This window comes from Streptomyces sp. NPDC008079, assembly GCF_042957385.1.
Lineage (GTDB): Bacteria > Actinomycetota > Actinomycetes > Streptomycetales > Streptomycetaceae > Actinacidiphila.
Window position 1 is genome coordinate 96,503 of record NZ_JBIBIC010000006.1, and the last position, 25,904, is coordinate 122,406.

Below are 25,904 nucleotides of genomic sequence, written 5' to 3' on the forward strand. Positions count from 1 at the left end.
TTTCTAGCCTCGGACCCAGGGCCTCGGAGTACCCGGGGCCGCCCGGCCCCATCGACCAGGCTCCCGTCCCGCACCGCGTCGAACCAAAGGACGACAGCAATGACCAGGAAGCACCTCAAGCCGTCCGTCGCGGTCGCGGCATGTGCGGTCGCGACCGTAACGCTCGCCGCCTGCGGTTCCGGCTCAGGCTCCGGCGCCAAGGCGAGCGCAGGCCCGACCTCGTACGTCTCCGGCGGCACGTTCAACGTCGGGCTCAACGACGACCCGGGCAGCCTCTCGCCGCTCACCGGGGTCTCGCTCGTGCAGCGCCAGCTCGTGCCGTACGCCTACGAATCGCTCGTCTACACCTCGGGGGACGGCCAGTCCCTGCCGTGGCTCGCGCAGAGCTGGACGCAGACCCCCACCTCCGTGACGTACACCCTCAAGGACGGCGTCACCTGTTCCGACGGCAGCACGTTCACGGCCGCGACGGCCGCGAACAACATCACCTACCAGGCGGACGCCAAGCACGGCACCTTCTGGCACGGCTCCGACGTCACCGCCGACATGAAGGCCACGGCCGAGGGCAACAAGCTCACGATCACCTCGAAGACCAGCAACCCGTTCCTGCTCAGCATGACGGGCGAGGTCGAGATGGTCTGCCAGGGCGGCCTCGACAAGCCCGACTCGCTGAAGAACGCGACCAACGGCACGGCGCTGTTCCACCTGACCACCGCCAAGGCGGGCAACGAGTACGTCTACACCAAGCGCACCGACTACACCTGGGGACCCCAGGGCGTCACCAGCAGCACCAAGGGGCTGCCCGACAAGGTCGTCGGGAAGGTCGTGACCGACGAGTCCACGGCGGCGAACCTGCTGCTGTCCGGCGGACTCAACGCGGCAGGCGTGGCGGGCACCGACCGCGACCGTCTCCAGGCCGCCAAGCTGGCGTCCAAGGGCGTGCCGAACCCGATCGGCGAGATGCTCTTCAACGAGCGCTCCAGCCGGCCGACCTCCGACGAGCGCGTGCGCAAGGCGCTCACACTCGCCCTCGACCGCTCCTCGGTCGGCGACCTCGTCACCAACGGCCACTCCGAGGAGATGAAGTCGCTGGTCGTCCAGGCGCCGTTCCTGTGCGTCAAGGGCGGCCCGAAGTGGACGCTGCCCGCCACCGACAAGGCGAAGGCCGGCGCGCTGCTGGACGAGGCCGGGTACCCGGCAGGCTCCGGCGGCAAGCGCTCCAAGGACGGCAAGCCGCTGACCATCCGCTTCCTGTACGACGCGGGCACGCCCAGCCACTCCGCCGCCGCCGAGGAGATCCAGGCCGAGTGGAAGGAGATCGGCGTCGACACCAAGCTCGTCGCCGAGGACCCGACCGGCTGGTCCACCGACCTCTACCAGTCCTACGACTGGGACACCGGCTTCATCCAGCTCGCCCCCAACAAGCCCTCCACGCTCAGCCTGTTCTTCCTCGGCGCCACCAGCGAGAAGGGCGGCTACAACTTCATGGACGTGCGCAACCCCGCGTACGACGACCTGGCCAAGCAGGCGATGACCGCCAAGGACACCACGGCGGCGTGCGACCTGTGGCAGAGCGCGGAGAAGGAACTGATCGACCGGGCCGACGCCTACCCCCTCGCGCAGACCGCGGCGCCGACCTTCTTCAACAAGGCCACCGCCGACGTGCCCTGGGGCATCGCGCCGACGACCATCCGCATGCTGGGCTGACGGCATGACGATCCCTTCGAACGCGGTCACCACCGCCGCGCCCCCCGAGCAGGCCGAACCGGCCGCCGCTCGGGCCGGGCGCCCCCGGCTCCTGGCCGGATCGCCGAGGCTCGAATTCGTCCTGCAACGACTGCGTCGCGCGGCGATCTCGTTCGCCGTCGTGCTGGTGGCGTCGTTCTTCATGGTCCAGCTCGTGCCGGGCGACCCGGTACGAGCGGCCCTGGGGCCCACCGCCCCGCTGTCGACGGTGAACGCGCTGCGCCAGCAGCTCGGCCTCGACCAGTCGCTGTGGGCCCAGTTCACCCACTACGTCACCGCGCTGCTGCACGGCGACCTCGGTACGTCGATCACCTCGCAGCGACCGGTCTCCCAGATCCTCGGCGAGCGGCTGCCCACCACGCTGCTGCTGGCCGTGATCTCCTTCCTCGTCGCCGTCGTCGGCGCCTTCCCGATCGGCGTCGCCACGGCGGTCTCGGCCCGGAGCGGTCGCCGCCGCTTCCTCGACCTCGGGGTGTCGGGACTGCTCGGCATCCTCATCGCGATCCCGAACTTCCTGCTCGCGGTGCTGCTCATCGCGACCCTCGGCGTCGGCCTGCCGCTCTTCCCGCCCGCGGGATGGGGCACGCCCGGCCAGGCGGTGCTGCCCGTGCTCGCGCTGGCCATCGGGCCGCTGGCCTACCTGGCCCGGATCGTGCACATCGAAATGCTGCGCGTGCTGGACGCCCCGTACCTGACCACCGCGCGCAGCAAGCGGCTGCCCGGCCGGCTGCTGTACCTGCGGCACGCGCTGCCCAACATCGTCACCGCCACCCTCACCGCGGGCGGCGTGGTGCTGGTCGGACTCGTCGCGGGCACCGTGCTCGTGGAGACGGTGTTCACCGTGCCCGGCATCGGGTCCACGATCGTCTCCTCGATCACGGCCAAGGACTACCCGCTGATCCAGGGGATCGTGCTCGTGTACGCGCTGCTCGTCCTCGGGGCGAACCTCGTCGTGGACCTCGCCATCGCGGTCCTGGACCCGCGCTCGACGATCGCGGAGGCATGACCATGCTGCGCCGTACCCTCCTCACCCCGCAGGGCATCGCCGTACTCGCCGGTCTCACGCTCGTCGTGCTCGCCGCGGTCGTCGGCCCCTTCGTGTTCGACCACGCGGCCACCACCCGGAACATCGCGGGCCGCCAGGCACCGGTCAGCCTCTCCCACCCTTTCGGCACCGACGAACTCGGCCGCGACCTGTTCGCCCGCACCGTCGTCGCCACCCGCCTGTCGGTGCTGCTGACCCTGGGCGCCGCGGGCATCTCCGTCGCGGGCGGCGTCGTGCTCGGCATCGTCGCCGCGGTGCTGCCGCGCGCGCCGCGCCGCCTGGTCACCGCCTTCATCGACATCCTGCTGTCGTTCCCGTGGCTGCTGCTCGCGCTGTTCTTCTCCGTCATCTGGGGCGCGACGGCGCGCGGCGCGATGTTCGCGATCGGCTTCGCGGGCGTCCCGGTCTTCGCGCGCCTGGTCTCCACCCTCGCCTCGTCGGTCGCCAACACCGACTACGTGCACGCCGCGCGGCTGGTCGGCAGCCCGCCGCTGCGCACCGCGCGGCGGCACGTCCTGCCGAACATCCTGCCGCCGCTGGTCGTCAACATCGCCGCGCACGCGTCGGCCACGCTGCTCTCCTTCGCCGCGCTGTCCTTCCTCGGCCTGGGCGTGCAACCCACGCAGTACGACTGGGGACGGCTGCTCAACGAGGGCTCCAAGCGCATCTACTCGGCGCCCATGGCGGCGATCGGGCCGGGCATCGCGATCGTGCTCACCGGTGTGCTGTTCTCGCTGCTGGGCGAGGTGCTCAGCCAGTCCCGCGCCCGGACCGTGCACGCCGTACGCCCCCGGTCGGACGGCGCGGGCGTCACCCCGGCCGAGGGCGAGGCCGTCGCCGAGGTGAAGAACCTGCGGGTCTCCTTCCGCGCCGACGACGGCTCCCTGGTCCAGCGGGTGCACGGCGTGGACCTGACGATCGGACCGGGGGAGGTCGTCGGCATCGTCGGCGAGTCGGGCTCCGGCAAGTCGGTCACCGCCATGGCCCTGGCCGGACTGCTCGGCCCCGAGGCGCTGGTGGAGAGCGAACGCCTGGTCTTCCGCGGCATCGACATGGAACGGCGGCCCAGGGCCGCCGAGCGCCGCAGGCTCGGCCTGGAACAGGCGATGATCTTCCAGGACCCGCTGTCCTCGCTCAACCCGGCCCTCACCGTCGGCCGGCAGCTCACCGAGGCCAGCGAGATCCACGCGGGTGTGGCGCGCGGCGCCGCGACGAAGCGGGCCCTGGACGCCCTCGCCCTGGTGCGCATCCCCGACCCGGAACGGCGGATCCGGCAGCTGCCCCACGAGTTCTCCGGCGGCATGCGGCAGCGCGCCATGATCGCGATGGGCCTGATGGGGACGCCCCGGCTGATCATCGCCGACGAGCCCACGACCGCCCTGGACGTGACGGTGCAGCGGCAGGTGATGCGCGCGCTGCGCGACGCCCGCGAGCGGACCGGCACCGCGATCCTGCTGATCTCCCACGACATCGCCCTGGTGAGCGGCTTCTGCGACCGCATCGCCGTCATGCGGGACGGCGTGGTGGTCGAATGGCTGGACGCGCGACGGCTGGACGAGGCGCGGCACCCGTACACGCGCGGTCTGATCGCCTGCGTGCCCGACATGACGACCGACAGGACCCGCGCGCTGCCGGTGGTCGGCGTCGCCACACAGGAGGAGGCGACCGCGTGAGCACGCTCGAATTCGACCACGTCACGGTGCGCTTCGGCCACGGCCGGGCCGCCCAGACGGCCGTCGACGACGCCTCGCTCGTCGTCCGCTCCGGCCGGACGCTCGGGCTCGTCGGCGAGTCGGGGTCGGGCAAGTCGACCATGGCGCGGGTCGCCGTGGGGCTGGCGCGCGCCGACGCGGGCACCGTACGCCTCGACGGTGTCGACCTCACCGCCCGCTCGCGCGAGGCCAGACTGGCCCGCCGCCGGGTGCAGATGGTCTTCCAGGACCCGCTCGCGGCGCTCGACCCGCGGATGCCCGTGGGCGTCTCCGTCGCGGAGGGCCTGCTCGCCACCGGGCGGCGGCTCAACCGGACCGACCGGGAGGCACGGGTCCGCGAACTGCTCGACCTCGTCCACATCGACCCGTCCCGGGCGGGCGACCGACCGGCCCGCTTCTCCGGCGGCCAGCGGCAACGGATCACCATCGCGCGGGCGCTGGCGGCCGAACCCGCCGTACTCGTCGCCGACGAGATCACCTCGGCGCTCGACGTCAGCGTCCAGGGCGTGGTCCTCAATCTGCTGCGCGAGCTCCAGAGCGAACTCCACCTGACCATGCTGTTCATCTCGCACAACCTCGCCGTGGTGCGCTACGTGAGCGACGAGGTCACCGTCATGCGGGCCGGCCGCGTCGTCGAGCACGGGCCCACCGACGCCGTGCTCGCCGACCCCGCCGATCCCTACACCCGCGAACTGCTGCGGTCGATCCCCGTGATGGGAAGGCCGCTCGACCTCGACGACCTCGACGACGCTTCCCTCGACGACACCGCCGACCTCGATGACACCGCCGACCTCGACACCAGCCTCGACCTCGACGGCACCCCTCGACCCTGAAGACCCCTGAGATCCGGAGGAACACCTGAGATGCGGTCGCCCATGAGCCCCGTGCCCGACCTCGTCCTGCGCCGCGCGCGCATCCCGCGCACCCCGGGGCAGTGGGACCTCGTGCTGCGCGACGGCCTGATCGAGAGCGTCGCGCCGACCGGCGGCGACCTCCCGTCGGCGGCGGCCCTCGACCTCGACGGGCGCTTCGTGCGCCCCGGCCTATGGGACGCGCACACCCATTTCGACCAGTGGGTCATCCGTAGCCGCCGGGTCGACCTCGCCCCCGCCACGTCCGCCGCGCACGCTGCCACGATCATGCGCGACGCGCTGGCCGCCACCGCGTCCGACCTCCTGGTCGGCTACGGCTTCCGGGACGCGCTGTGGCCCGACGCCCCGAGCCTGGCCGCCCTCGACGCGATATCGGCCGACCGCGGCCTGGTGCTCGTCTCCGGCGACCTGCACTGCGGCTGGCTCAACTCCGCCGCCGCGCGCCGCCTCGGCGTGCGCCCGCCCGAGGACGGCGTGCTGCGCGAGACCGAGTGGATCGGAACGCTCGACGTCCTCGACCGCGACCACCGGCCCGAGGCCGCCGACCACCGGGCCGCGGCCCAGGCCGCCGCGGCCAGGGGCGTCGTCGGGATCGTGGACTTCGAGAACGCCGACATCACCCGCTTCTGGCCCGAGCGGGTCGCCGCCGGAGTGACCGCGCTGCGCGTGGAGGCGTCGGTGTGGCCCGACCGGCTCGACGACGCGATCGGCCGCGGCCTGCGGACCGGCGACCTCCTCGAACCGAGCGGGCTCATCACCATGGGGCGGCTCAAGATCGTGGTCGACGGCTCCCTCAACACCCGTACGGCGCTGTGCTGGGACCCCTATCCGGGGCTGCCCGCCGACCACCCGCACCCGTGCGGAGTGCAGTCCGTCGCACCCGAGCGCGTCGGGGAACTGCTCGCCCGCGCGGACGCGGCGGGCATCGCGGCGGCCGTCCACGCCATCGGCGACCGCGCCAACACCCAGGTGATCGACGCCTTCGAGCGCCTGGGCATACCGGGCACCGTCGAGCACGCCCAGCTCGTGTCCGCCGCCGACTTCGCCCGCTTCGGCCGGCTCGGCCTGGTCGCGAGCGTGCAGCCCGAGCACGCCATGGACGACCGCGACGTCGCCGACACGCACTGGGCGGGCCGCAGCGACCGGGCGTTCGCGTTCCGCTCGCTGCTGGACGCGGGGGCGACCCTCGCGCTCGGCTCCGACGCGCCCGTCTCGCCGCTCGACCCGTGGGTGGCGATCAGCGCCGCCGTCTCGCGCAGCCGCGACGGCCGCGAGCCGTGGCACCCGGACGAGCGGATCACCCGCGAGGCGGCCCTGTCCGCGAGCGCCCGCGGCCGGATGGACGTGACGGCCGGTGACCCGGCCGACCTCGTCGTCCTCGACGAGGACCCGCTGGAGCTGGACGCCGAAGCGCTGCGCACCCTGCCGGTCGCCGCCACCGTGCTGGGCGGCCGGCCCACCTGGACGAACCTGTAGGAGATCCGATGCCCACCCTCATCACCCCCGCCGGCATCGAGGTCCATTACGAGACCGACGGCGACCCGGCCGGGCGTCCGCTGGTGCTCGTGCACGGCGGCGGCGCCCAACTCATCGGCTGGCACGACGCGTTCGTGGCGCTGTTGGCCGACGCGGGCTTCTACGTCGTACGCCCGGACAACCGGGACGTCGGGCTCTCCCAGCAGACCGGCGGACCCGACGAGTTCGCCGCCACGTACGACCTCTCCGACATGGCCGACGACGTCGTCGCGCTCCTCGACCACCTCGGCATCGGCCGCGCGCACCTGGCCGGTATGTCGATGGGCGGCTACATCGCGCAGTTGGTCGCGATCGAGCACCCCGGACGGGTCGCGAGCCTGGGCCTGATGTCGACCTCGCCGTCGAGCGAGCCGGAGTTCCTGGTCGGGACGCACGGGGACGGTCGGCCGGTGTCGCGGGCGCCCGAACGGCTGGACCGCGCGGCCTACATCGAGATGTTCGTCGGCGGCCAGCGGAACTACCAGTCGCCGGGCTTCCCCTTCGACGCCGAGGAGTCGGCCGCCCTCGGCGCCCGCTACTACGACCGGGTCTACCGCCCCGACGGCCTGGTGCGGCAGTGGAACGCCATGCTGCGCGGCCCGTTGGAGCGCCGCGACGACCTGCGCGAGGTCACGGTGCCGACGCTGGTCATCCACGGGCGCGGCGACCAGTCCCTGCACTGGCGGGCCGCGCTGGCCTTCGCGGAGATCATGCCGCGGGCCGAGGTGCACCTCTACGAGGAGATGGGCCACGACATCCCGCGCGAGCTGTGGCCCGACTTCGTCCGCGCGTTCGCGCGCACGGCGGCGCGAGCGGAGCGGAGCGACCATGCGTGAGACCCCCGAGTACACCGGCGGCGGCCTCGCCTGGGCCGCGGACCTGCTGCGCGGACACCCCTGGGCGACCATGGTGTCCAACGGCGCCGACGGCGCGGGGCCCGTCGTCTCGCACTACCCGTTCCTGATCGAGGAGCCCGAGGAGTCCGGCGCCCCAGAAGACTCCACGGCCCCCGGCGAACTGGTGCTGGTCAGCCATGTCGGCCGCCCCGACGAGGCGCTGCACCGGCTCGGCACCCAGGAGCTGTGCGTGGTCGTCTACGGCCCCAGCGGCTACATCTCGCCGAGCTGGTACGACCTGCCCACTGCCGTACCCACCTGGAACTTCGCCGCCGCCCACCTGTACGGGGTGCCCGACATCCTCTCCGACGAGGAGAATCTGGCCGTCCTCGACCGGCTCGTGGCCCACTTCGAGGCGCCCGTGCCCAACCCGTTCCTGATGCGCGGCACGGCGGAGAACGCCGCCTACGCGCAGCGCATCGTGCACGGCACGGTCGGCTTCCGCATGCGGGTCACCCGCGCGGTCACCAAGGAGAAGATGAGCCAGGACAAGCCAGAACCGGTCGTCGCGCGCATCCTCGCGGCCCTCGACGGGGACGGCCCGTACGCGAACCCCGGCCTTGCCGCGCGGATGCGCGCCGTGCGCGACTGACCGCGCCGTGCCCGGCGCCGTCGCTCAGCGGCGGCTGGCGCCGAGCAGCCGCACCCGGCAGGCGAGTTCGACCGCGAAGCGCGTGTCCGGGTCGTCGAGGTCGAGCTGGAGCGTGTCGCGGACCCGTTTGAGCCGGTAGCCGACGGCGTTGGGGTGCAGATTCAGCTCGCGGCCCGCGTGGGCCAGGGAGTTGCGGTGCGACAGGTAGGCGAGCAGCGTCTGCACCGAGATGTGCGCCCGCTCGGGTCCGAGCGCGTCCAGCGGCAGCAGGATGTCCGCCAGCAGGCTGCGGCTGGTCGGGGAGGCGTACACGTCGAGCAGCACCCGGCGCAGGCCCGTCACGTCCGTCAGCTCGACGCTGCCGAGGCGCCCGGCCGCGATCGCGGAACCGGCGGCGATCCGCGCCTCCGCGGCGGACGAACGCAGCCCCGCCGCGCCCGTCTGCGGGGTGCCGAGGCCGAGCGTGTACTCCCACCCGTGCCCGGTCAGGCCGCGCGCGTACTCCTGGAGCCGGACGGCCACCTCCCGCAGCCGCCGCTGGTGGTCGCCCGCGCCGTGCTCCTCGGTGCTGACCAGGAGCAGGTCGTCCTGGACGAACGCGACGTGCCACATCTCGTCCCGGCCGTCGACCAGTTGGAGCGCGAACAGCTCAAGCGCGGGCTGCACGCTGCGCGGAGCCCGCGCCTCGGGGTTGTCGAGGCCGGTCGGGATCAGCCAGGCCGCGACGTGCGAGAGCTGGAGGGGGAGCCCGAGCATCGCGGCCTGGCCGACGAAGCCCTCGACCCGGTGGGACTCGGCGAGCACCAGCTCGACGATGAGGTCCGACCGCGACTGGGTGGGCGCGAAACGGTCGCTGATCTGGCGCTGTGCGGCCCGCGACAGCAGCGAGGCGACGACGGGCAGGGCGATGGCCATCGCCGGGTCCGACCGGTTCCCGACGAGCCGCCCGATCGGCACCTCGCCGACGCAGACCGCGTCGGCCGCCGACCAGGTCACGGTGGCGTCCTCCACCACGGCGAGCTCCGAGCCGAGCATGCGGTTGGCCTCGGCGAGGATGTGCTCGGGCGTCCCGTCCGGTCCCGCCGCGGCCTCGGTGGCCTTCTCGATGGCGTGCGTCGCCCGCATGATCGCCTCGGACGCGCCGCCCGACAGCAGCCGGTCGACCACGAGGGCCAGATCGGCCGACCGCGCGCCGGGAGCGGCGAAGACCGGCACACCGCCGCGGTCGGCGAGCACCCTGGCGGTGTCGGGCAGGGTCAGCTCGGTCGTGAACACGAGCCCCGCGACCTCGCGCGCGCTCGCCTGACGCAGCGCCACGTCCAGCCGGTACGGCGGCGGGTGCTCGGTGCCGGGCACGATGACGAGGGTTCCGGCGGGCACGGTGCCCAGCAGGTCGAGCGCCGAGACGTCCACCCGTACGACGGCGCGCCCGTCCGCGGGCCCGGCGCGGTGCCGGATGCCGAGGCGGTCGCCCTGGGCGGCGAGGTCGGAGACGGTCAGTTGTGCCATCAGCACAGTATGACGCGATTCTCTGGACTCTCGGGCCATAGGTGCGGTCAGGGCGTCGCCATATCGTGAGGCCCATGGTTCACACACCCCTCGACGCGCCCGCCCCTCACAGGGCCTCCGCCGTCGCGGCCTCAGACGTCGCGGCGCTGGCCGCGGGCACAGCGATCTTCGGCACCGGGGGCGGCGGGGCGGTCTACACCTCGCAGATCGTCGCCGAGGAAGCGCTCCGCGCGAACGGCCCGGTGCCCCTGGTCACCGTCGACGATCTCGGCCCCGACGACCTGGTGATCCTCATGTCGGGCATCGGCGCCCCCACCGTGGGCATCGAGATGCTCTCCTCCAACCGCCAGGTCGACCTCCTCGTCCGCGAGGCAGAGGCCGTCGCCGGCCGCCCCATCACCGCCCTCATGGCCGCGGAGATCGGCGGCAGCAACGGCGTCGGGCCGGTGGGCTGGGCCTCCCGCCTCGGGCTGAAGCTGCTCGACGCCGACGGCATGGGCCGGGCCTTCCCCGACGCGGCGATGGTCGCCATGAACGTCGCCGGAGTCCCGTGCGACTTCTCCGTCCTGAGCGACGTGGTCGGCAACGTCTCGGTGCTCAAGACCGTCGACCTGCACTGGCTGGAGCGGCACGCGCGCGCCCTCACCGTCGCCAGCGGCTCCATCTGCCTCGGCGTGCACTACCCCCTCACGGCCGAGACGGCCAAGGGCGCCGTCGTCGAGGGCACGGTCAGCGCCGCCATCCGCGTCGGCCACGCCCTGCTCTCCTCACCCGAGCCGGTCGCCGCCGTGGCCGCGGAGCTCGGCGGCTCGATCCTGCTCACCGGCAAGATCACCGACCTCGACCGCCGCACCGTCGGCGGTTTCTCCCGCGGCTCCGTGACGATCGCCGGTACGGGCACCGACCGCGGCAGGCTCCAGCGCCTGGAGATCCAGAACGAGAACCTGGTCGTCCTGGAGGACGGCGAAGTGCTCGTGAGCGTCCCCGACAACGTCACCATCATCGACGCCGAGACCGGCCACGCGATCACCACCGAGATGCTGCGGTACGGCCAGCGCGTCTCCGTACTCGCCTGGGCCTGCGACCCGATCTGGCGGACACCGCGCGGCCTGGAACTGGCCGGACCGCGGGCGTTCGGATACGAGCTGACCTACACCCCCTTCGAAGGAAGCACCCGATGACGGCCACGCGCGATCTCTCCATCGGCGTCGACGTCGGCGGCACCAACACCGACGCCGTCGCCATCGACAGCACCGGCACCGTGCTCGCCCACACCAAGCAGGCGACGACCGACGACGTCACCGGCGGCATCAGGGCCGGAATCGCCCATGTGCTCACAGCGCTCGGCGAGGACCGGTCACGGGTCTCACGGGTCATGCTCGGCACCACGCACGCCACCAACGCGATCGTCGCCCGGCGGCAGCTCGACCGGGTGGCGACCATCCGGCTCGGCGCCCCGGCGGCGACCGAGTACCCGCCGCTGCTCGGTTGGCCGGGCGATCTCGCCGGGCTCATCCTGGCCGGGTCCGCGATGGTCGGCGGCGGCCACATGGTCGACGGCACGCCGATCGCGCCACTGGACCGGGACGCCATCCTGCGCTTCCTCGACGGCCTCGACCACTTCGACGCCGTCGCCGTGACCGGCATCTTCAGCCCCTCGATGCCGGACCAGGAACTCGAGGTCGCCGAACTGCTCCGCGCCCACCTCGGCCCCGACGCGCGCGTCTTCCTCAGCCACGACATCGGTCCCACCGGTCTGCTGGAGCGGGAGAACGCCACCGTCCTCAACGCGGCGCTGCACAGCGTGGCCCGCTCGGTCACCGAGGCCCTGGTGACGGTCGTCGACGAGGAAGGGCTCGACGCCGTCACCTTCTTCGCGCAGAACGACGGCACGCTGATGTCGCTGGACTACGCCGCCCGGTACCCGGTGCTCACCATCGGCTCCGGCCCCGCGAACTCCATCCGCGGCGCGGCCTACCTCTCCGGCGCCACCAACGCGATCGTCATCGACGTCGGCGGCACCACCTCGGACCTGGGCGTCGTGGTGAACGGATTCCCCCGCGAGTCCACTCTGCCCCGCGAGATCGGCGGCGTACGGACCAACTTCCGGATGCCCGACATCCTCAGCCTCGGCGTGGGCGGCGGTACGACCATCGACCCGGTGACCGGCGCTGTCGGACCGGGCTCGGTGGGCTACCGGATCGCGACGGAGGGCCTGCTCTTCGGCGGCCGGACGCCGACCCTGACCGACGCGGCGGCCCTCGCGGGCGCCTCGATCGCCGGACGGACCCTCCCCGCCCAGACGGCCGCCAACGAGCAGGCGCTGCGCGCCGCCCTGGAGCGCGCGCACGTGCTGATCGAGGAAGCCGTGGAACGGCTCTCCCTCGGCCGCGCCGACCTGCCGCTCGTGGTGGTCGGCGGCGGCGGCTTCCTCGTACCCGACGACCTGCCGGGCGCCGGTCCCATCGTGCGGCCCGACCACGGCGACGTGGCGAACGCGGTGGGCGCCGCGATCTCGCTCGCCGGAGGCCGCGCCGACCAGATCAGCCCGCTGGAGGACCGGGAGGCGGCCATCGCCCAGGCGTCGGAGGCGGCGATCGCCAAGGCGATCCAGGCGGGCGCCGACCCGCTGGAAGTGGCCGTCGTCGACGTGCTGGAGACCCCCGTCCCCTACAGCGACCGGCCGACCGTGGAAGTGTCGGTCAAGGCCGCGGGACCGCTGGCGCGGCTCGGCGAACGGGCCGCGGTGCGGTGACGGGGTTCACCGCGGGTGACGCGGCGCTCGCCGACCTTGTGGCGCTGCGCCGCGCACTGCACGCCCACCCCGAGGTCGGCCTCGACCTGCCCCGGACGCAGGCGGCGGTCCTCACCGCGCTGGACGGCCTCGGCCTGGAGATCACCACCGGGCACGGTCTGACGTCGGTGACGGCCGTGCTGCGCGGCGGCCGGCCGGGCCCCGTCGTCCTGCTGCGCTCCGACATGGACGCCCTGCCGGTCCTGGAGGCCACCGGCCTGCCGTTCGCGGCGGCCAACGGCGCCATGCACGCCTGCGGCCACGACCTGCACATGGCGGGCCTGGTCGGCGCCGCCCGGCTCCTCGCGGCCCGCCGCGCGCAACTGCCCGGCACCGTCGTGTTCATGTTCCAGCCCGGCGAGGAGGGATACGCGGGCGGTCGGCTGATGATCGAGGAAGGCGTCCTGGACGCGGCGGGCGAGCGCCCGGTCGCCGCGTACGCCGTCCATGTCGACTGCGTGACGCCGAAGGGCCGGGCGGTCACCCGGCCGGGTCCGATGATGTCGAGCGTGAGCGCGCTGCACATCCGGGTGACCGGGACCGGGGGCCACGCCGCCTACCCCCACCACGGGTTCGACCCGGTCCCGGTGGCGGCCGAGATCATCCTCGCGACGCAGTCCTTCGTGGCGCGCCGGATACCGGTCGCCGACCCGGCCGTGGTCTCGGTGACCCGTGTCTCCTCCGACTCCGCCGCGGGCAACGTCCTCGCCGCCTCCGTCAGCCTGGAGGCGAACATCCGCGCCCTGTCACCCGCGACGCTGGCGCTGGTACGTGACGAACTCCCGGCGCTGGCCGTCGCGCTCGGCGAGGCGCACGGCTGCGCGGTCGACACCGAGTACGTCGAGTCGTACCCGGTGACGGTCAACGACCCGGCAGAGACCGAGCGGGTGCTCGCGGTGCTCGACGAGCGCTACGGCGACCGGGTGGTGCGCCTGCCGTTCCCCGGCATGGCCTCGGAGGACTTCGCCTACGTGCTCGAAAAGGTGCCCGGCACGCTGGTCTTCCTCGGCGTACGGCCCGAGGACGGTACGAGCGGTCCGATGCACTCCGATCGGGCGGTCTTCGACGACTCCCGCCTCGACGAACACGCGGCGCTCCTGGCGGAACTGGCATGGCGCCGCCTCGCGGGCCGAGGGGCACCGCGCCCGCGGTGACCGCTCAGCCGAGCGCGCGCTGGAACAGGCGCGAGAGGAGGATCGCGCTCCGGGTCCGGTAGAGCCGGTCGGTGCGGCGGATCTGCTCGATGGTGTCCTCCGACTCCGCGATGGAGCCCGCCAGGACACGGACCAGGGCGTCCGCGTCCCCCGACACGTTCCACACCCCGACACGTTCGCAACAAACGTTCAAGGAGGACATTGTGCACGCAGAAACCACCGTTCCGCGCCGTCGGGTGAGCCGTCTCGCCAACAACTACGCGCCCCTTCCGGTGCGGGCCGAGTCCGCACGGGGCGTCTGGGTCACGGACGCCTCGGGCAGCCGCTTCCTCGACATGCTCAGCGCCTACTCCGCGATGAACTTCGGCCACGGCAACCCCACCCTGCTCGCGGCGGCCCACGACCAGCTCGCGGCCATGACCCTGATCAGCCGCGCCTACGACCACACCGAGATGGAGCGGTACGCCGCGGCCCTCTGCGACCTGGCCGGCAAGGACATGATGGTGCCGATGAACACCGGCGGGGAGGCCGTCGAGACCGCCATCAAGGTCGCCAGGAAGTGGGCCTACGAGGTCAAGGGCGTCCGCGAGAACCGGGCCGAGATCATCGTGGCCTCCGGCAACTTCCACGGCCGGACGACCACCGTCGTCGGCTTCTCCGACGACCCCGACGCCAGGAACGGATTCGGACCGTTCACCCCGGGCTTCGTGACGGTGCCCTACAACGACGCCGCGGCCCTGGAGGCGGCGATCACCCCCGACACCGCCGCCGTGCTGCTGGAGCCGGTGCAGGGCGAGGCCGGTGTGATCATCCCCGACGCGGGCTATCTGCCCGCGGTGCGCCGGATCTGTGACGAGCGGGGCGTCCTGTTCCTCGCCGACGAGATCCAGTCGGGCCTGGGGCGCACGGGGGAGACCTTCGCCTGCGACCACGTCGGAGTGACGCCCGACGTCTACATTCTGGGCAAGGCGCTCGGCGGCGGCATCGTCCCCGCGTCCGCGGTGGTCGCCGACAGCGACATCCTCGGTGTCCTGCGCCCGGGGCAGCACGGCTCGACCTTCGGCGGCAACCCGCTGGCCTGCCGGATCGGGACCGCCGTCGTCGACCTGCTGAGGACCGGGGAGTACCAGGAGCGCGCCCGGACCCTGGGGGCGCGACTGCGCGACGAGCTGACGCCGTTGGTCGGCCAGGGGCTGGTCTCGGTCCGGACCATCGGGCTGTGGGCGGGGATCGACGTCGACCCCGCGCTCGCCACCGGCCGTACCGTCTGCGAGGAGCTGGCCCGGCGCGGTGTCCTCGCGAAGGACACCCACGGCTCCACCGTGCGGCTCTCGCCTCCCCTGGTGATCGAGCCGAGCGAGCTGTCCTGGGGCGTCGCCCAGCTCGCCGACGTCCTGCGGGCGCTGGCGTAAGCGGGTTCCGCCGTCCACGGGACGGCAGTGACGAGGGCCCAGGATCCGGCGGTGGTGATGGACGGTGGGCCCATCGCCGCCGGTCGGCGCCACGGCTATCGTGCGGCGCAGAGGCGGAAACAGACATACGGCACGCGGGCCGAGTCCACGCGGCGGAGCCGACGAGAACGAAGAGGCAGGGGTGCGCGATGCACAGGGACCAGCCGGAGACCGGCGCCGACGGCAGGGCCGCACTGACCGGAGTGGTCGTCGTCGACCTGTCCCACGTCCTGGCGGGACCGTACGCCGCGCAGACGCTGGCCGACCTCGGCGCGACCGTCATCAAGGTCGAGAACCCCGCGAATCCCGATGTCTCGCGCGGCTTCCCGCCGTACCTGCGCTCGGGCGACGAGGAGTTCAGCGGGTACTACGGCCAGTACAACCGCGGCAAGCTCGGTGTCTGCCTCGACCTGGCCCGTGACGAAGGCAAGCAGGCCCTCAAGGACCTGGTCGCCCACGCCGACGTCCTCGTCGAGAACTTCCGGCCCGGCACCATGGACAAGCTCGGCCTGGGCTACGAGGTGCTGGCCGGGATCAACCCCCGGCTGGTGTACACGGCCATCTCCGGCTACGGCCAGACGGGCAGCCGTCGCCGCCGTCCGGCCTTCGACAGCACCGCGCAGGCCGCGGGCGGCCTGTGGTCGATGAACGGCTACCCCGACACCCCGCCGGTGCGGGTGGGCGTCACCATCGGGGACCTGTCGGCCACGATGTTCGCCGTCATCGGCACCCTGGCCGCCCTGCGGCACGCCGAGAGCACCGGCGTCGGCCAACTGGTCGACGTCGCCCAGGTCGACAGCGTCGTCGCCATGACCGAGACGGCCGTCGTCGACTACACCGTCGACCGGAAGGTCGCGGCACCGGCCGGGAACGAGCACGCCTGGGTCAGGCCATACGAGCTGTTCCCGTGCGCCGACGGGCAGGTGTTCTTCGGCGGCTACACCGACAGGCTCTGGGCGGCCAGTTGCGCGCTGTTCGGCACACCGGAGGCGGCCACGGACCCCGAGATCGACACGATGCGCAAACGCTTCGACAAGGAGACGTACGACCGCCGGGTGAAGCCGCTGGTCACCGGCTGGTTCGCCGGGCGGACCCGGCAGGAACTCGAAGACCTCGCGGGCGATGTCATCCCGCTGACGGCCGTCCGCGACATCGGGGAGGTCGTCGAGGACCCGGGCACCGCCGAGCGGGACATGATCGTCGAGGCCGACTACGGCCCGCTGGGCGCGCTGCGGATGTTCGGCTCGCCCATCAAGCTCAGCGCCACCCCCGCCGTGCCGGGGCGACCGGCCAACAAGGTGGGGGAGCACACCGACGAGGTGCTGCGCCGCTTCGCGGGCTATGACCGGGCGCGGATCGAAGAGCTGCGCGCGGCGAAGGTGATCTGACGATGGGTCAGGAGGCCGTCCGCCGCGAGCCGTTGCTGACCGGGCCCGCCGCCGCGTATCGCTCCACCTTCGCGCCCAGCGCCCCTGAGCCGGTCCCCGGCGAGCCGCTGCCCCCGGGCTGGGAGGGGATCTACTTCCCCTTCGACGCGGCCTTCGCCGACCTGCGCCCCGACGGCTCGCCCGGCGCCGACGGCACGGTGCCCGACCCCGGCCTGCCCCGGCGCATGTACGCCGGTGAGGACACCCGCTTCCTGCGGCCCCTGCGCTACGGCGACACGGTCGAGCAGCGCACCGCGCTCGGCGCCGTGACCCGCAAGCGCGGCCGGGCGGGGGAGCTGGTCTTCGCCGACATCGAGCGGAGCTACCTGGTGGACGGCGCCGTCGCGGTCACGAGCACCTGGCACGACGTGTTCCTGCCCGCGAGCGACCCCGCCGCCGCGCCCGCCGACGTACCCGCGGGCGAGGCCGAGCAGTGGGACTGGTCGTGGCGGGCGACCCTGGACAGCCGGCAGCTCTTCCGGTACTCGGCGCTGACCTTCAACACCCACCGGGTGCACTACGACCGGGCCTGGGCGCAGGACGTCGAGGGCCTGCCCGACCTGCTGGTGCACGGCCCCCTGATGCGCATGCTCCTGCTCGACTTCGCGACGCGCTCACTGCCCGGCCGCACGGTCCGCGAGTTCTCGATGCGCTCGGTCTCGCCCGCGTTCGTCGACCGGCCGGTGACCCTGGTCGGCCGCGAGGACGCCGACGGCGTACGGGTCCGCGCCCTGGACGCCGACCATCGCGTACTCGCCCGGGGCCGGGTGCGTACGGACACGCCCTAGGGGCGGCGCAGCCGCTCGGCGATCTCGTCCAGGCGGACGGCGAGCGACAGCCGGAAGAACAGCTCGTCGTCGCGCCAGCCCTCGCCCAGGAGCCGGGTCAGCCGTTCGATCCGCTGGAGGATCGTGTTGGTGTGGAAGCCCAGCTCCCGGCCGGTCCTGGTCGGGCTCGACTGATTGCGCACGAAGGCGCGCAGGGTGGCGAGCAGATCCGTACCGTGCTCGGCGTCGTAGCGCCGTACCGGCCCCACCATCGTATCGAGATACGCGGTCAGGGCGGCGGGGTCGGGCTCGAAGACGGCCGCGTAGGGGTGGTAGTCCTCGGCCCGCGCCGCGAGGTCGCCCGCCCCCAGCGCCTGGAGCAGCCGGACGGTGCGCTGCGCCGTCACCACCGCCGCGGGCAGGTCGCCGGACGCGGCGGCGCTCACCGACAGGACCGGCACCGACAGCGCCGCGCGCAGCTGGTCGTGGAGCCGCTGGACCGTGACGCCGGGCTGCCGGGACGACAGGGCGACGGCGACATGGCCGCCGTACTCGCCCACCAGCGCCCGGCTGTGCAGCGGACCGAGCAGCGTACGGGTCGCCTGCGGCCGGTGCTCGCCCGGCACGGCGAAGAGCACGAGGGTGTCGAGGTCCTGGACGGGGACGCGCAACCGCTTGGCCCGGCGCACCGCGTCGCGACGGCGGTCGGGCGAGCCGTCCAGCAGATCGGCCAGCAACTCGCCCTGCCTGCGGTGCTCCGCGTCGGACACGGCCTGCCGCTGCATGGCCAGGAGCGTGCCGACCTGCGCCCCCCGCTCGATGGTCCGCAGGTCGACGGAGCTGAGCGGGAAACCGCCCGTACCGAGCAGCACGGCGCCGAAGTAGTACGAGCCGGTCGTCAGGGCGGCGACCGCCCCGATGTCCCCGCCGTCCTCGACCAGGACGCAGCGGCCCGAGTCATGGCTGGCCCGGACGGCCTCGGCGACGGGTGCGCGGCGCAGTTCGTCGGCGGACAGGGCGCGCCCGGCCGTCACGATCACCTCGCCGTACTCGTCCACGACGGCCACCGCGCGGTCCAGGGCCTCGGCGAGCTTCTCGGCGATCGGCGAGAAGTCGCTGTCCTCCAGCACGGACCGGATGAGCTGCTGATGCACCGCGTTGGCGCGGTCCCGCTCGACCAGGTGCTCCCTCAACCGCTCCAGGGCGTCGCGCGCCTCCTCCTGCGAGCGCTGGAGGCGCTGGAGCCGCTGCGCGGTCTGGAGCACCACCGAGGCGTGGTTGGCGAGCGCCGAGAGCAGCGCGACCTGCTCGGGGGTGAAGGCGTGCTCGTCGCGGGTCCCGACGAACAGCACCCCCAGGACGTCCTCGTCGGAGAGCAGCGGCACGCCGAGGAGCGAGACCAGGCCCTCGGCGGCGACCGCCTCGGACAGCGAGTCCTCGTGCCACCCGGCGGAGTCGTCCTCGTAGCGCGTCACCCACTGCGCGGCGCGGGTCTCGACCACGAGGCTGGCCAGTCCGCGGCCGGGCGGCACCACCAGGCGCTGGAAGCGCGGGCTGACCGAGCCCGCCGTCTTGCGGACGCGCAGCGTCAGGCTGGCGGCGTCGAACTCCGACAGATACGTGACGTCGGAGTCCATCATGTCGTGCGCGCGCTCCACCAGCCGGGCCAGCAGCGCGTCGGCGTCCCGCTCCTCGGCCAGCTCCCGGGCGCTGGAGAACAGGGCGGTCAGCTCGTGCTCACGGCGGCGCAGCCGCAGTTGGTCGCGCCGCAGCCGGTACAGCCGCTCCGCCGTGCCCGCCGCGGCGCCGCCGGTCACGCCGAGGTCCGCGAGCGCGCCGTCCAGCCGGTAGGGGTCCACCGCCTGTTCGCCGACGGCCGCGTCCAGGACCACCGCCAGCGCCCGCGCGCGGCCGTCCGCCGTACCGCCGTCCGCCGTACTCCGGTCCGCCCGCTCGGCTCCGCTCTCCACCGCGACCGCTCCCTCCGCGCGCCGCGCCGGCCTCTGCCGTCGGCCGCTGTGCGCTGCGCACACTCAGCGTGCCGTACGGCGTGCTGATGGTCCATAGCGGGGGTTCCGCGCCGTCATTAGCGTGACCAGCACCCGAGGGACGCGCCCCCGCGCGTCCCTCGGCACCACCGCTCCCGCCCGTGACCGCTTCCGGAGGAAGGCCATGGCATCGTGACCAGCCGTCTGTCGGGTTTCAGGAATCTCTCCGTCGACCAGCGCCGTGCCCGCGCCGCCGAGGCCATGGAGGTGCCCCTCGCCCTGTTCGACGCGCTCTCGCCGGACCGGGGCCTCTCGCTCGACCAGGCCGACCACATGGTCGAGAACGTCGTCGGCGTCCTCGGCCTCCCGGTCGGCATCGCGACCAACTTCGTGGTGAACGGTCGCGACGTCCTCGTCCCCATGGCGACCGAGGAGCCCTCGGTCGTCGCGGCGGCCTCGAACCTCGCCCGGATGACCCGCGACCACGGGGGCTTCCGAACCTCGTCCAGCGTCCCGCTCATGCAGGCGCAGGTGCAGATCCTCGACGTCGCCGACCCGGCGGGCGCGCGGGTGCGGCTGCTGTCCGCGGCCGGGGAACTGATCGCGCTCGCCAACGAACAGGACCCCGCGCTGGTCCGGTTCGGCGGCGGGGCGCGCGAGATCTCCGTGCGGCTGGTGCCCAGCAGGCGGCAGACCTACGTCGTGCTGCACCTCGTGGTCGACGTGCGCGACGCCATGGGCGCGAACGCGGTCAACACCATGGCCGAGGCCATCGCCCCCCGCGCGGCCGAGATCGCCCGCGGGCGGACCCTCCTGCGCATCCTCACCAACAAGGCCGACCTGCGCCTCACCCGCGTCTCGGCGACCTTCGACGCGGACCTGCTCGGCGGCCCCGCCGTCGTGGAGAACATGCTGGACGCGGCCGAATTCGCCGTCGCCGACCCCTACCGCGCCGCCACCCACAACAAGGGCATCATGAACGGCGTCACCGCCGTCGTCCTGGCGACCGGCAACGACACCCGCGCGGTCGAGGCGGGCGCGCACTCCCACGCGGTCGGTCCTGACGGCCGCTACACCGCGATGTCGCGCTTCGAGAAGAACGCCGACGGCGACCTGGTCGGCACGCTGGAGCTGCCCATGCCGGTCGGACTGGTCGGCGGCGCCACCAAGGTGCACCCCGTGGCGCGGGCCAACGTCACACTGCTCGGGGTGGAGACGGCGAGCGAGCTGGCCGAGATCATCGTGGCCGTCGGCCTGGCCCAGAACGCCGCGGCGGTGCGGGCGCTGGCCACCGAGGGCATCCAGCGCGGCCACATGTCGCTGCACGCGCGCAATGTGGCCGTCACCGCGGGGGCCACCGCCGCCGAGATCGACACGGTCGTCGCGCGGATGGTCGCGGACAGGTCCGTACGCGCGGACGCCGCCGAGCGAATCCTTGCCGAACTGCGGGACCGGCCGTGACCCGGTCACCGGCCGCGCTCGGACTGCCCGTCGCCCACCGGTCGCCAGGACTGCCGGACCGGGTGACGGTCTACGAGGTCGGGGCCCGCGACGGGCTCCAGGCCGAGCAGGCGCGGGTGCCCACCGCGGCCAAGGTCCGGCTGATCCGCGACCTGACCGCCGCCGGGCTGCCCGTGGTCGAGGCGACCAGCTTCGTCTCCCCGCGCTGGATCCCGCAGTTGGCGGACGCCGCCGACGTGCTCACCGCGCTGCGGGAGGCGGGCGCGGACCTGAGCAGACACCCCGTCCTGGTGCCCAACGACCGCGGTCTTGACCGCGCCCTGGACGCCGGGGCGTCGGCCGTCGCGGTCTTCGTCAGCGCGACCGAGACCTTCGCGCGCCGCAATCTGGCGATGGGCCGCTCGGAGGCGGTCGAGGTCGCGGGAAAGGTGACCGAGCGGGCACTGGCCGCGGGCGTCCGGGTCCGCGGGTACGTCTCGATGGTCTTCGGCGATCCCTGGGAGGGGCCGGTCCGCCCGGAGCGGGTCGCGGAGGTCACCCGGGACCTGGCCGACGCCGGGTGCCACGAGGTGAGCCTCGGCGACACCATCGGCGTCGGCACACCCGGCCATGTGGGCGCGGTCCTGGCAGCCGTCGCCGAAGCGGGTGTGGCCCGCGACCGGATCGCCCTGCACTTCCATGACACCTACGGCCAGGCCCTGGCCAACGTGCACGCGGGACTGCTCGCCGGGGTCACGACCTTCGACGCCTCGGTCGGCGGCATCGGCGGCTGCCCGTACGCGGGCTCCGCCACCGGCAACCTCGCGACGGAGGACCTGCTCTGGATGCTCACCGGTCTCGGCATCGAGACCGGGGCCGACCTGGACGCGGCGATGCGCGCGGGGCTCCGCGTCACCGCGCTCCTCGGCCGGCCGTCCCCGTCACGGGTCGTCCAGGCCCTGGACCGCGACTGGCCGGACGGGGACGGGGACCGGCCGGACGGGGACCGGCCGGACGGGGACCGGGACGGCTGAGGCGCGGGCGGTCAGTACGGGCAGGCGGTCAGTGCTGGCGGACGGTCAGCACGGGCGGGCGGTCAGTACTGGTAGAAACCCGCGCCCGTCTTGCGGCCGAGGCGGCCCGCGTCGACCATCCGCTGAAGGATCGGCGGCGCCGCGTACAGCGGCTCCTTGTACTCCGAGTACATCGAGTCGGCGATGGCGGCGACGGTGTCGAGGCCGATCAGGTCCGACAGCTTGAGCGGGCCCATCGGGTGCGCGCAGCCCAGCTCCATGCCGTTGTCGATGTCCTCGCGGGTCGCGATGCCCGACTCGAACATCCGGATCGCGGAGAGCAGATACGGCACCAGGAGCGCGTTGACGACGAAGCCGGAGCGGTCCTGGGCGCGGATGGCGTGCTTGCCGAGCACGTCGGTGACCAGCGCCTCGGTCCGCTTGAGGGTGTCACTGCCGGTGGTGAGCGCCGGGATCAGCTCGACCAGGCGCTGCACCGGGGCGGGGTTGAAGAAGTGGATGCCGATAACCTGGTCGGGCCGCGAGGTCGCCACGGCCAGCTTGACCAGCGGGATCGAGGAGGTGTTGGAGGCCAGGATCGCGTCCTGCCTGCTCACCACCTGGTCGAGCACCCGGAAGATGTCGATCTTGACCTGCTCGTTCTCCACCACGGCCTCGATGACCAGGTCGCGGTCGGCGAACTCGCCCAGGTCGGTGGTGAAGGTCAGCCGGCCCAGCGTCTCGTCGCGCTCAGCCTCGGTGATCTTGCCGCGCTCCGCGGCCTTGCCGAGCGAGTTCGTCAGCCGGGTGCGGCCCAGCTCCAGGGCCTCACCGGTGGTCTCCGCGACCCGGACGTCGAGCCCGGCCTTCGCGCACACCTCCGCGATGCCCGCCCCCATCTGGCCCGCGCCGACCACTCCGACGCGCTGGATGTCACTCACTCGTCAGCCCCTGCCGCTTCCGTGCACCGCTTCCGTGTACCGGACAGACGTTACCTGTGTCCGGTACGCGCGGGACCGGCCGGGTGCCGGTCCCGCGCGTAGCCGAAGGAGCCGGGGTCAGCCCACGGAGCAGGCGGAACCGTTGAGCGAGAAGGCGGCGGGGGAGGTGTTCGTCCCCGGCGCGCTACCGGTGAAGCCGAAGGTCGCGGAGCCGCCCGCGGGCAGCACCGCCGCGTAGCTCGGCGCCGTGACCGTCACGGCCGCGCCGCTTTGCGTGTAGTTCGCGCTCCACAGCGAGGTGATGGTCTGGCCGCCGGCGAAGGACCAGGTCAGCTTCCAGTTGGAGATCGCCGCCGAGCCGTTGTTCTTGACCGTGACCGACGTCTGGAAGCCGCCGGGCCAGGAATTGGTGACGTCGTACGCCACCGAGCAGGCGCCGGAGCCGGGCGGTGTGGTCGGCGGGGTGGTGGGAGGCGTGGTGGGCGGGGTCGTCGGAGGTGTGGTCGGGGTCGTCGGGGGAGTGGTCGGCGCAGTCGTACCGCCGGAGCCGTCCGAGGTGTCGCCGTAGACGATGCCGCGGCCGTTGGTCGCGATGTAGACGCGGCCGTAGACCCGGGGGTCGCCGGTGATCGCGGTGTTGGTCACGCCGTACTGGTGGGCGTTGTCGTTGATCCGCACCCAGTTCGCGCCCGCGTCGGTGGAGCGGAAGATGCCGCGGACGCCGCCGATCTTCGCGCTGGTGTAGAGCGCCTGGTAGGCCGCGCCGGGGGCGGCCTTGCCGAAGCCGATGGTGTCGGCCTCCTGCACGTTGGCCAGCTTGGTGAAGCTCGCGCCGGAGTTGGTGGAGTGCCACAGGCCGTACGCGCCGCCCGTGCTGCCGCCCGCCACCCACACGTCGCCCTCGGCGCCGGGCAGCGCCTTGAGCTTGCCCGCCTCCGCGGGCAGCCCGGTGGCCGCCGTCGCGGCGAAGGTCGCTCCGCCGTCGGTGCTCACGTAGAACTTGCCGCCGTAGACGCCGTAGAACTTCTTCGGGTTGACCCGGTCGGAGCCGATGGCCGCGCCGGTCGGGATGCCGGTGGAGTCGGACCAGGAACCGCCGAAGCCGACCGAGTACTTGACGCCGGTACCGGACGGGGCCCACAGGAAGCGGCTGCCGTCGGCCGCCGCGGCGACCGTACCGCCGCCGCTGACCCCGGACGGGTCGGTGCCCGCGAACCAGTTGGCGCCGTTGTCGGTGGAGAAGGCGACATGCGCGCCGCTGTCCGCGTTGCCGACCCTGACCATGGTGTTGGCGTTGGTGGCCGCGAAGTCCAGGCTCGTGGTGGTGGTGAAGTTGGGCTGGGTGAACATCATCGGGGGCACGGCGGTGAGGTCGGTGTGCCGGAAGCCGCCGATGTCACCGAGCGCGCTGATCAGCGGCGCGCCGGTCGGCGGGCTGATCAGGTCCTGGACCGACGTCTCCTCCAGGCCCTTGGCGTTGGGCTTGACGGTGAACTTCGCCCCGGTGTCCCAGTTGGTGAGGTTGTCGGTGCCGTAGACGGTGGCCCCGGTGCCGTACCACATGCGGTTGGAGTTGAACGGGTCGATCTCCAGCGACTCGGTCATCCAGCCGAGCTTGGGGGTCTCCTCCGGCGGCGACGGGTTGGCGCCCCAGCTCAGCCACGGCGACGAGGAGACGTCCATGGTGTAGCGGTCGGCGCGGTTGGGGTAACTGGTGAAGTCCCAGGCCCGCGTCCAGGTCGCGCCGCTGTCGGTGCTGCGGAAGATCTGGGTGTCGGCCCACCACGAGCTGTAGCCGGTGACCATGATCGTGCCGGGGTGCTGCCGGTCGACGGTCATACCGCTGTAGCCGAAGTACGTGTCCGCGTCCGACATCGGGCTGATGTTGGTCCACGCGCCGGTCGCGGTCGCGTACCGCCACACCTGGCCCTTGGCGCCGTCGTACGGGCCGCCGGTGTCGCTGGTGGCGAGGTAGAGGTAGCCGTTCACCGCGTCCAGCACGCCCTTGTGCGCGATGTACCCGGTGGGCTGGCCCGCCAGCCGGGACCAGGTGGCGCCGCCGTCGGTCGAGCGGTAGACGGTGTTGGCCTTGTCGGCCACACCCACGTAGACGGTCTGCGTGGCGGAGCCCTTGGTGCCGGTGCGCGGGTCGAAGGTCACCCACACATCGCCCTGGTTGTCGCTCTGGTAGCCGCTGCTGTCGGACGGATCGGCCACGTAGTTCCCGACGTTGGGGAAGGCGGTGACCTTCGCCCAGGTGACACCGGAGTCGGTACTGCGCCACAGCCCGTTGCCGCTGGGCGCGGCGAAGTACAGGACGCTGTCCTTGTTGGGGTCGATGGCCAGCCGCTCGCCCATGCCGCGGCCGGGCATGTTGCCGCCGAGCTTGAACGGCAGCGCGGTCGCCGCCCAGGTCGCGCCGCGGTCGGAAGAGCGCAGGATGGCGCCGTTGTCGGGGTCCCAGGAGTTGGTGTACATGCCGACGGCCGCGTAGACCTTGTCGGGCGCGAGCGCGTCGGTGGCGAGGCTGACCACGCCGTTCCTGTTCCAGTCGGTCCAGCCCACCGAATCCAGCAGCGGCGTCCAGGACTTGGTGGCCTCGTTCCAGCGGTAGGCGCCGCCGATGTCGGTCCGCGCGTAGGCGAGGTTCTTCTCCGACTGGTTGAAGACGATGCCGGGCACGAAGCCGCCGCCGTCGATCCTGACGTTCTTCCAGGAGTACGTGTCCGCGACGGCGGCCGGTGCGGCGGTGGCGGGGGCCGCGGTGGCCGTGGCGGTGACCGCGGCGACCGCGGAGGCGCCGCCTATCAGGGACAGGGCCGCGACGAGCGCGGCGAGTGGTCTGCGGAGCATGGAAAGGCGTCCTCTCCGTACGGACGCGGGCCGCGCCGGGCCCGCGCGTGCGGGTAGTGGGGGGATGGACGGTGGCGCTATACATAGGAGGTGTGGGAGCGCTCCCATGATGTTAGCGCCCGCGCCGACGCCCGAGAAGGGGTCGTCAACGCTCCGTCCCGGCGGGGGCCGCGCGAGGGAGTGGACCGA

At 73.0% G+C, this 25,904-nt stretch carries 20 protein-coding genes; 15 read left to right on the forward strand and 5 right to left on the reverse strand.

Features of this window, described 5'->3' with window-relative positions:
- The first annotated feature begins 99 nt into the window (after nucleotides 1–99).
- The 7 genes from ACFZAM_RS15760 to ACFZAM_RS15790 are packed head-to-tail and all read left to right on the forward strand — an operon-like array spanning nucleotide 100 to nucleotide 8,378.
- Nucleotides 100–1,707 carry an ABC transporter substrate-binding protein gene (locus tag ACFZAM_RS15760; protein WP_391046347.1) on the forward strand — a complete coding sequence of 536 codons (1,608 nt, stop codon included), beginning with the start codon at nucleotides 100–102 and terminating at the stop codon, nucleotides 1,705–1,707.
- Nucleotides 1,708–1,711: 4 nt separating this feature from the next.
- Nucleotides 1,712–2,752, forward strand: a complete 1,041-nt coding sequence (locus ACFZAM_RS15765; protein WP_355332846.1) for an ABC transporter permease — start codon at nucleotides 1,712–1,714, stop codon at nucleotides 2,750–2,752.
- A 2-nt stretch (nucleotides 2,753–2,754) separates the two neighbouring features.
- Nucleotides 2,755–4,464: an ATP-binding cassette domain-containing protein gene (locus ACFZAM_RS15770; RefSeq protein ID WP_391046350.1), complete on the forward strand. Its 1,710-nt coding sequence runs from the start codon at nucleotides 2,755–2,757 to the stop codon at nucleotides 4,462–4,464.
- Nucleotides 4,461–5,336, forward strand: a complete 876-nt coding sequence (locus tag ACFZAM_RS15775; protein WP_391046352.1) for an ATP-binding cassette domain-containing protein — start codon at nucleotides 4,461–4,463, stop codon at nucleotides 5,334–5,336. Before ACFZAM_RS15770 ends, ACFZAM_RS15775 begins: the two co-directional genes overlap by 4 nt.
- A gap of 30 nt (nucleotides 5,337–5,366) precedes the next feature.
- A complete protein-coding gene (locus ACFZAM_RS15780) occupies nucleotides 5,367–6,851 on the forward strand; it encodes an amidohydrolase family protein (RefSeq protein ID WP_391046354.1) in 1,485 nt (494 codons plus the stop codon).
- 8 nt (nucleotides 6,852–6,859) lie between these two features.
- Nucleotides 6,860–7,726 (forward strand): alpha/beta fold hydrolase, encoded by an 867-nt coding sequence (locus ACFZAM_RS15785; protein ID WP_391046357.1) that lies wholly within the window; start codon nucleotides 6,860–6,862, stop codon nucleotides 7,724–7,726.
- The gene (locus tag ACFZAM_RS15790) at nucleotides 7,719–8,378 is read left to right on the forward strand and encodes an FMN-binding negative transcriptional regulator (protein WP_391046359.1); all 660 of its coding nucleotides are present in this window, start codon (nucleotides 7,719–7,721) and stop codon (nucleotides 8,376–8,378) included. The genes ACFZAM_RS15785 and ACFZAM_RS15790 overlap by 8 nt, the downstream gene beginning before the upstream one ends.
- A gap of 24 nt (nucleotides 8,379–8,402) precedes the next feature.
- Here ACFZAM_RS15790 and ACFZAM_RS15795 read toward each other — a convergent pair whose 3' ends face one another.
- Nucleotides 8,403–9,887 (reverse strand): helix-turn-helix domain-containing protein, encoded by a 1,485-nt coding sequence (locus ACFZAM_RS15795; protein ID WP_391046360.1) that lies wholly within the window; start codon nucleotides 9,885–9,887, stop codon nucleotides 8,403–8,405.
- 74 nt (nucleotides 9,888–9,961) lie between these two features.
- Between ACFZAM_RS15795 and ACFZAM_RS15800 the strand changes: the two genes are divergently transcribed.
- The 3 genes from ACFZAM_RS15800 to ACFZAM_RS15810 are packed head-to-tail and all read left to right on the forward strand — an operon-like array spanning nucleotide 9,962 to nucleotide 13,835.
- Nucleotides 9,962–11,068: a DUF917 family protein gene (locus tag ACFZAM_RS15800; RefSeq protein ID WP_391046362.1), complete on the forward strand. Its 1,107-nt coding sequence runs from the start codon at nucleotides 9,962–9,964 to the stop codon at nucleotides 11,066–11,068.
- Nucleotides 11,065–12,642: a hydantoinase/oxoprolinase N-terminal domain-containing protein gene (locus tag ACFZAM_RS15805; protein ID WP_391046363.1), complete on the forward strand. Its 1,578-nt coding sequence runs from the start codon at nucleotides 11,065–11,067 to the stop codon at nucleotides 12,640–12,642. Before ACFZAM_RS15800 ends, ACFZAM_RS15805 begins: the two co-directional genes overlap by 4 nt.
- Nucleotides 12,639–13,835 (forward strand): amidohydrolase, encoded by a 1,197-nt coding sequence (locus ACFZAM_RS15810; RefSeq protein ID WP_391046365.1) that lies wholly within the window; start codon nucleotides 12,639–12,641, stop codon nucleotides 13,833–13,835. The genes ACFZAM_RS15805 and ACFZAM_RS15810 overlap by 4 nt, the downstream gene beginning before the upstream one ends.
- A gap of 4 nt (nucleotides 13,836–13,839) precedes the next feature.
- On the opposite strand, the gene ACFZAM_RS15815 is transcribed toward ACFZAM_RS15810, so the two are convergent.
- On the reverse strand, nucleotides 13,840–14,028 hold the full coding sequence (locus ACFZAM_RS15815; RefSeq protein WP_391046367.1) for an Lrp/AsnC ligand binding domain-containing protein: 189 nt from the start codon (nucleotides 14,026–14,028) through the stop codon (nucleotides 13,840–13,842).
- A gap of 10 nt (nucleotides 14,029–14,038) precedes the next feature.
- On the opposite strand from ACFZAM_RS15815, the gene rocD reads away from it, so the two are divergent.
- The 3 genes from rocD to ACFZAM_RS15830 all read left to right on the forward strand — a co-directional run bounded on the left by rocD (nucleotide 14,039) and on the right by ACFZAM_RS15830 (nucleotide 17,501).
- Entirely contained in the window at nucleotides 14,039–15,247 is a 1,209-nt protein-coding gene (gene rocD, locus ACFZAM_RS15820; RefSeq protein WP_391046369.1) for an ornithine--oxo-acid transaminase, read from the forward strand.
- Nucleotides 15,248–15,435: 188 nt separating this feature from the next.
- Nucleotides 15,436–16,674 (forward strand): CoA transferase, encoded by a 1,239-nt coding sequence (locus ACFZAM_RS15825; protein ID WP_391046371.1) that lies wholly within the window; start codon nucleotides 15,436–15,438, stop codon nucleotides 16,672–16,674.
- Between the two features lie 2 nt (nucleotides 16,675–16,676).
- Nucleotides 16,677–17,501 (forward strand): hypothetical protein, encoded by an 825-nt coding sequence (locus tag ACFZAM_RS15830; RefSeq protein WP_391046372.1) that lies wholly within the window; start codon nucleotides 16,677–16,679, stop codon nucleotides 17,499–17,501.
- Here ACFZAM_RS15830 and ACFZAM_RS15835 read toward each other — a convergent pair.
- A complete protein-coding gene (locus ACFZAM_RS15835) occupies nucleotides 17,498–19,450 on the reverse strand; it encodes a GAF domain-containing protein (RefSeq protein ID WP_391046375.1) in 1,953 nt (650 codons plus the stop codon). The two genes, ACFZAM_RS15830 and ACFZAM_RS15835, sit on opposite strands and share 4 nt — an antisense overlap.
- 210 nt (nucleotides 19,451–19,660) lie before the next feature.
- On the opposite strand from ACFZAM_RS15835, the gene ACFZAM_RS15840 reads away from it, so the two are divergent.
- Together ACFZAM_RS15840 and ACFZAM_RS15845 are read left to right on the forward strand one after the other, a co-directional pair.
- Nucleotides 19,661–20,929, forward strand: a complete 1,269-nt coding sequence (locus ACFZAM_RS15840) for a hydroxymethylglutaryl-CoA reductase, degradative (protein WP_391046378.1) — start codon at nucleotides 19,661–19,663, stop codon at nucleotides 20,927–20,929.
- Complete coding sequence (locus ACFZAM_RS15845; protein WP_391046381.1) at nucleotides 20,926–21,942, forward strand: hydroxymethylglutaryl-CoA lyase; 1,017 nt, start codon at nucleotides 20,926–20,928, stop codon at nucleotides 21,940–21,942. Before ACFZAM_RS15840 ends, ACFZAM_RS15845 begins: the two co-directional genes overlap by 4 nt.
- A gap of 62 nt (nucleotides 21,943–22,004) precedes the next feature.
- Here ACFZAM_RS15845 and ACFZAM_RS15850 read toward each other — a convergent pair whose 3' ends face one another.
- The gene (locus tag ACFZAM_RS15850; protein WP_355332800.1) at nucleotides 22,005–22,862 is read right to left on the reverse strand and encodes a 3-hydroxybutyryl-CoA dehydrogenase; all 858 of its coding nucleotides are present in this window, start codon (nucleotides 22,860–22,862) and stop codon (nucleotides 22,005–22,007) included.
- A gap of 117 nt (nucleotides 22,863–22,979) precedes the next feature.
- Nucleotides 22,980–25,715: a cellulose binding domain-containing protein gene (locus ACFZAM_RS15855; RefSeq protein WP_391046385.1), complete on the reverse strand. Its 2,736-nt coding sequence runs from the start codon at nucleotides 25,713–25,715 to the stop codon at nucleotides 22,980–22,982.
- Between the last annotated feature and the right edge of the window lie 189 nt (nucleotides 25,716–25,904).

Excerpts from the sequence above, each read along its gene's own strand:
- ACFZAM_RS15760 (WP_391046347.1), top strand. The coding sequence starts at position 100 with ATGACCAGGAAGCACCTCAAGCCGTCCGTCGCGGTCGCGGCATGTGCG.
- ACFZAM_RS15765 (WP_355332846.1), top strand. The coding sequence starts at position 1,712 with ATGACGATCCCTTCGAACGCGGTCACCACCGCCGCGCCCCCCGAGCAG.
- ACFZAM_RS15770 (WP_391046350.1), top strand. The coding sequence starts at position 2,755 with ATGCTGCGCCGTACCCTCCTCACCCCGCAGGGCATCGCCGTACTCGCC.
- ACFZAM_RS15780 (WP_391046354.1), top strand. The coding sequence starts at position 5,367 with ATGCGGTCGCCCATGAGCCCCGTGCCCGACCTCGTCCTGCGCCGCGCG.
- ACFZAM_RS15785 (WP_391046357.1), top strand. The coding sequence starts at position 6,860 with ATGCCCACCCTCATCACCCCCGCCGGCATCGAGGTCCATTACGAGACC.
- ACFZAM_RS15790 (WP_391046359.1), top strand. The coding sequence starts at position 7,719 with ATGCGTGAGACCCCCGAGTACACCGGCGGCGGCCTCGCCTGGGCCGCG.
- ACFZAM_RS15795 (WP_391046360.1), bottom strand. The coding sequence starts at position 9,887 with ATGGCACAACTGACCGTCTCCGACCTCGCCGCCCAGGGCGACCGCCTC.
- ACFZAM_RS15800 (WP_391046362.1), top strand. The coding sequence starts at position 9,962 with ATGGTTCACACACCCCTCGACGCGCCCGCCCCTCACAGGGCCTCCGCC.
- ACFZAM_RS15805 (WP_391046363.1), top strand. The coding sequence starts at position 11,065 with ATGACGGCCACGCGCGATCTCTCCATCGGCGTCGACGTCGGCGGCACC.
- ACFZAM_RS15825 (WP_391046371.1), top strand. The coding sequence starts at position 15,436 with ATGCACAGGGACCAGCCGGAGACCGGCGCCGACGGCAGGGCCGCACTG.
- ACFZAM_RS15830 (WP_391046372.1), top strand. The coding sequence starts at position 16,677 with ATGGGTCAGGAGGCCGTCCGCCGCGAGCCGTTGCTGACCGGGCCCGCC.
- ACFZAM_RS15855 (WP_391046385.1), bottom strand. The coding sequence starts at position 25,715 with ATGCTCCGCAGACCACTCGCCGCGCTCGTCGCGGCCCTGTCCCTGATA.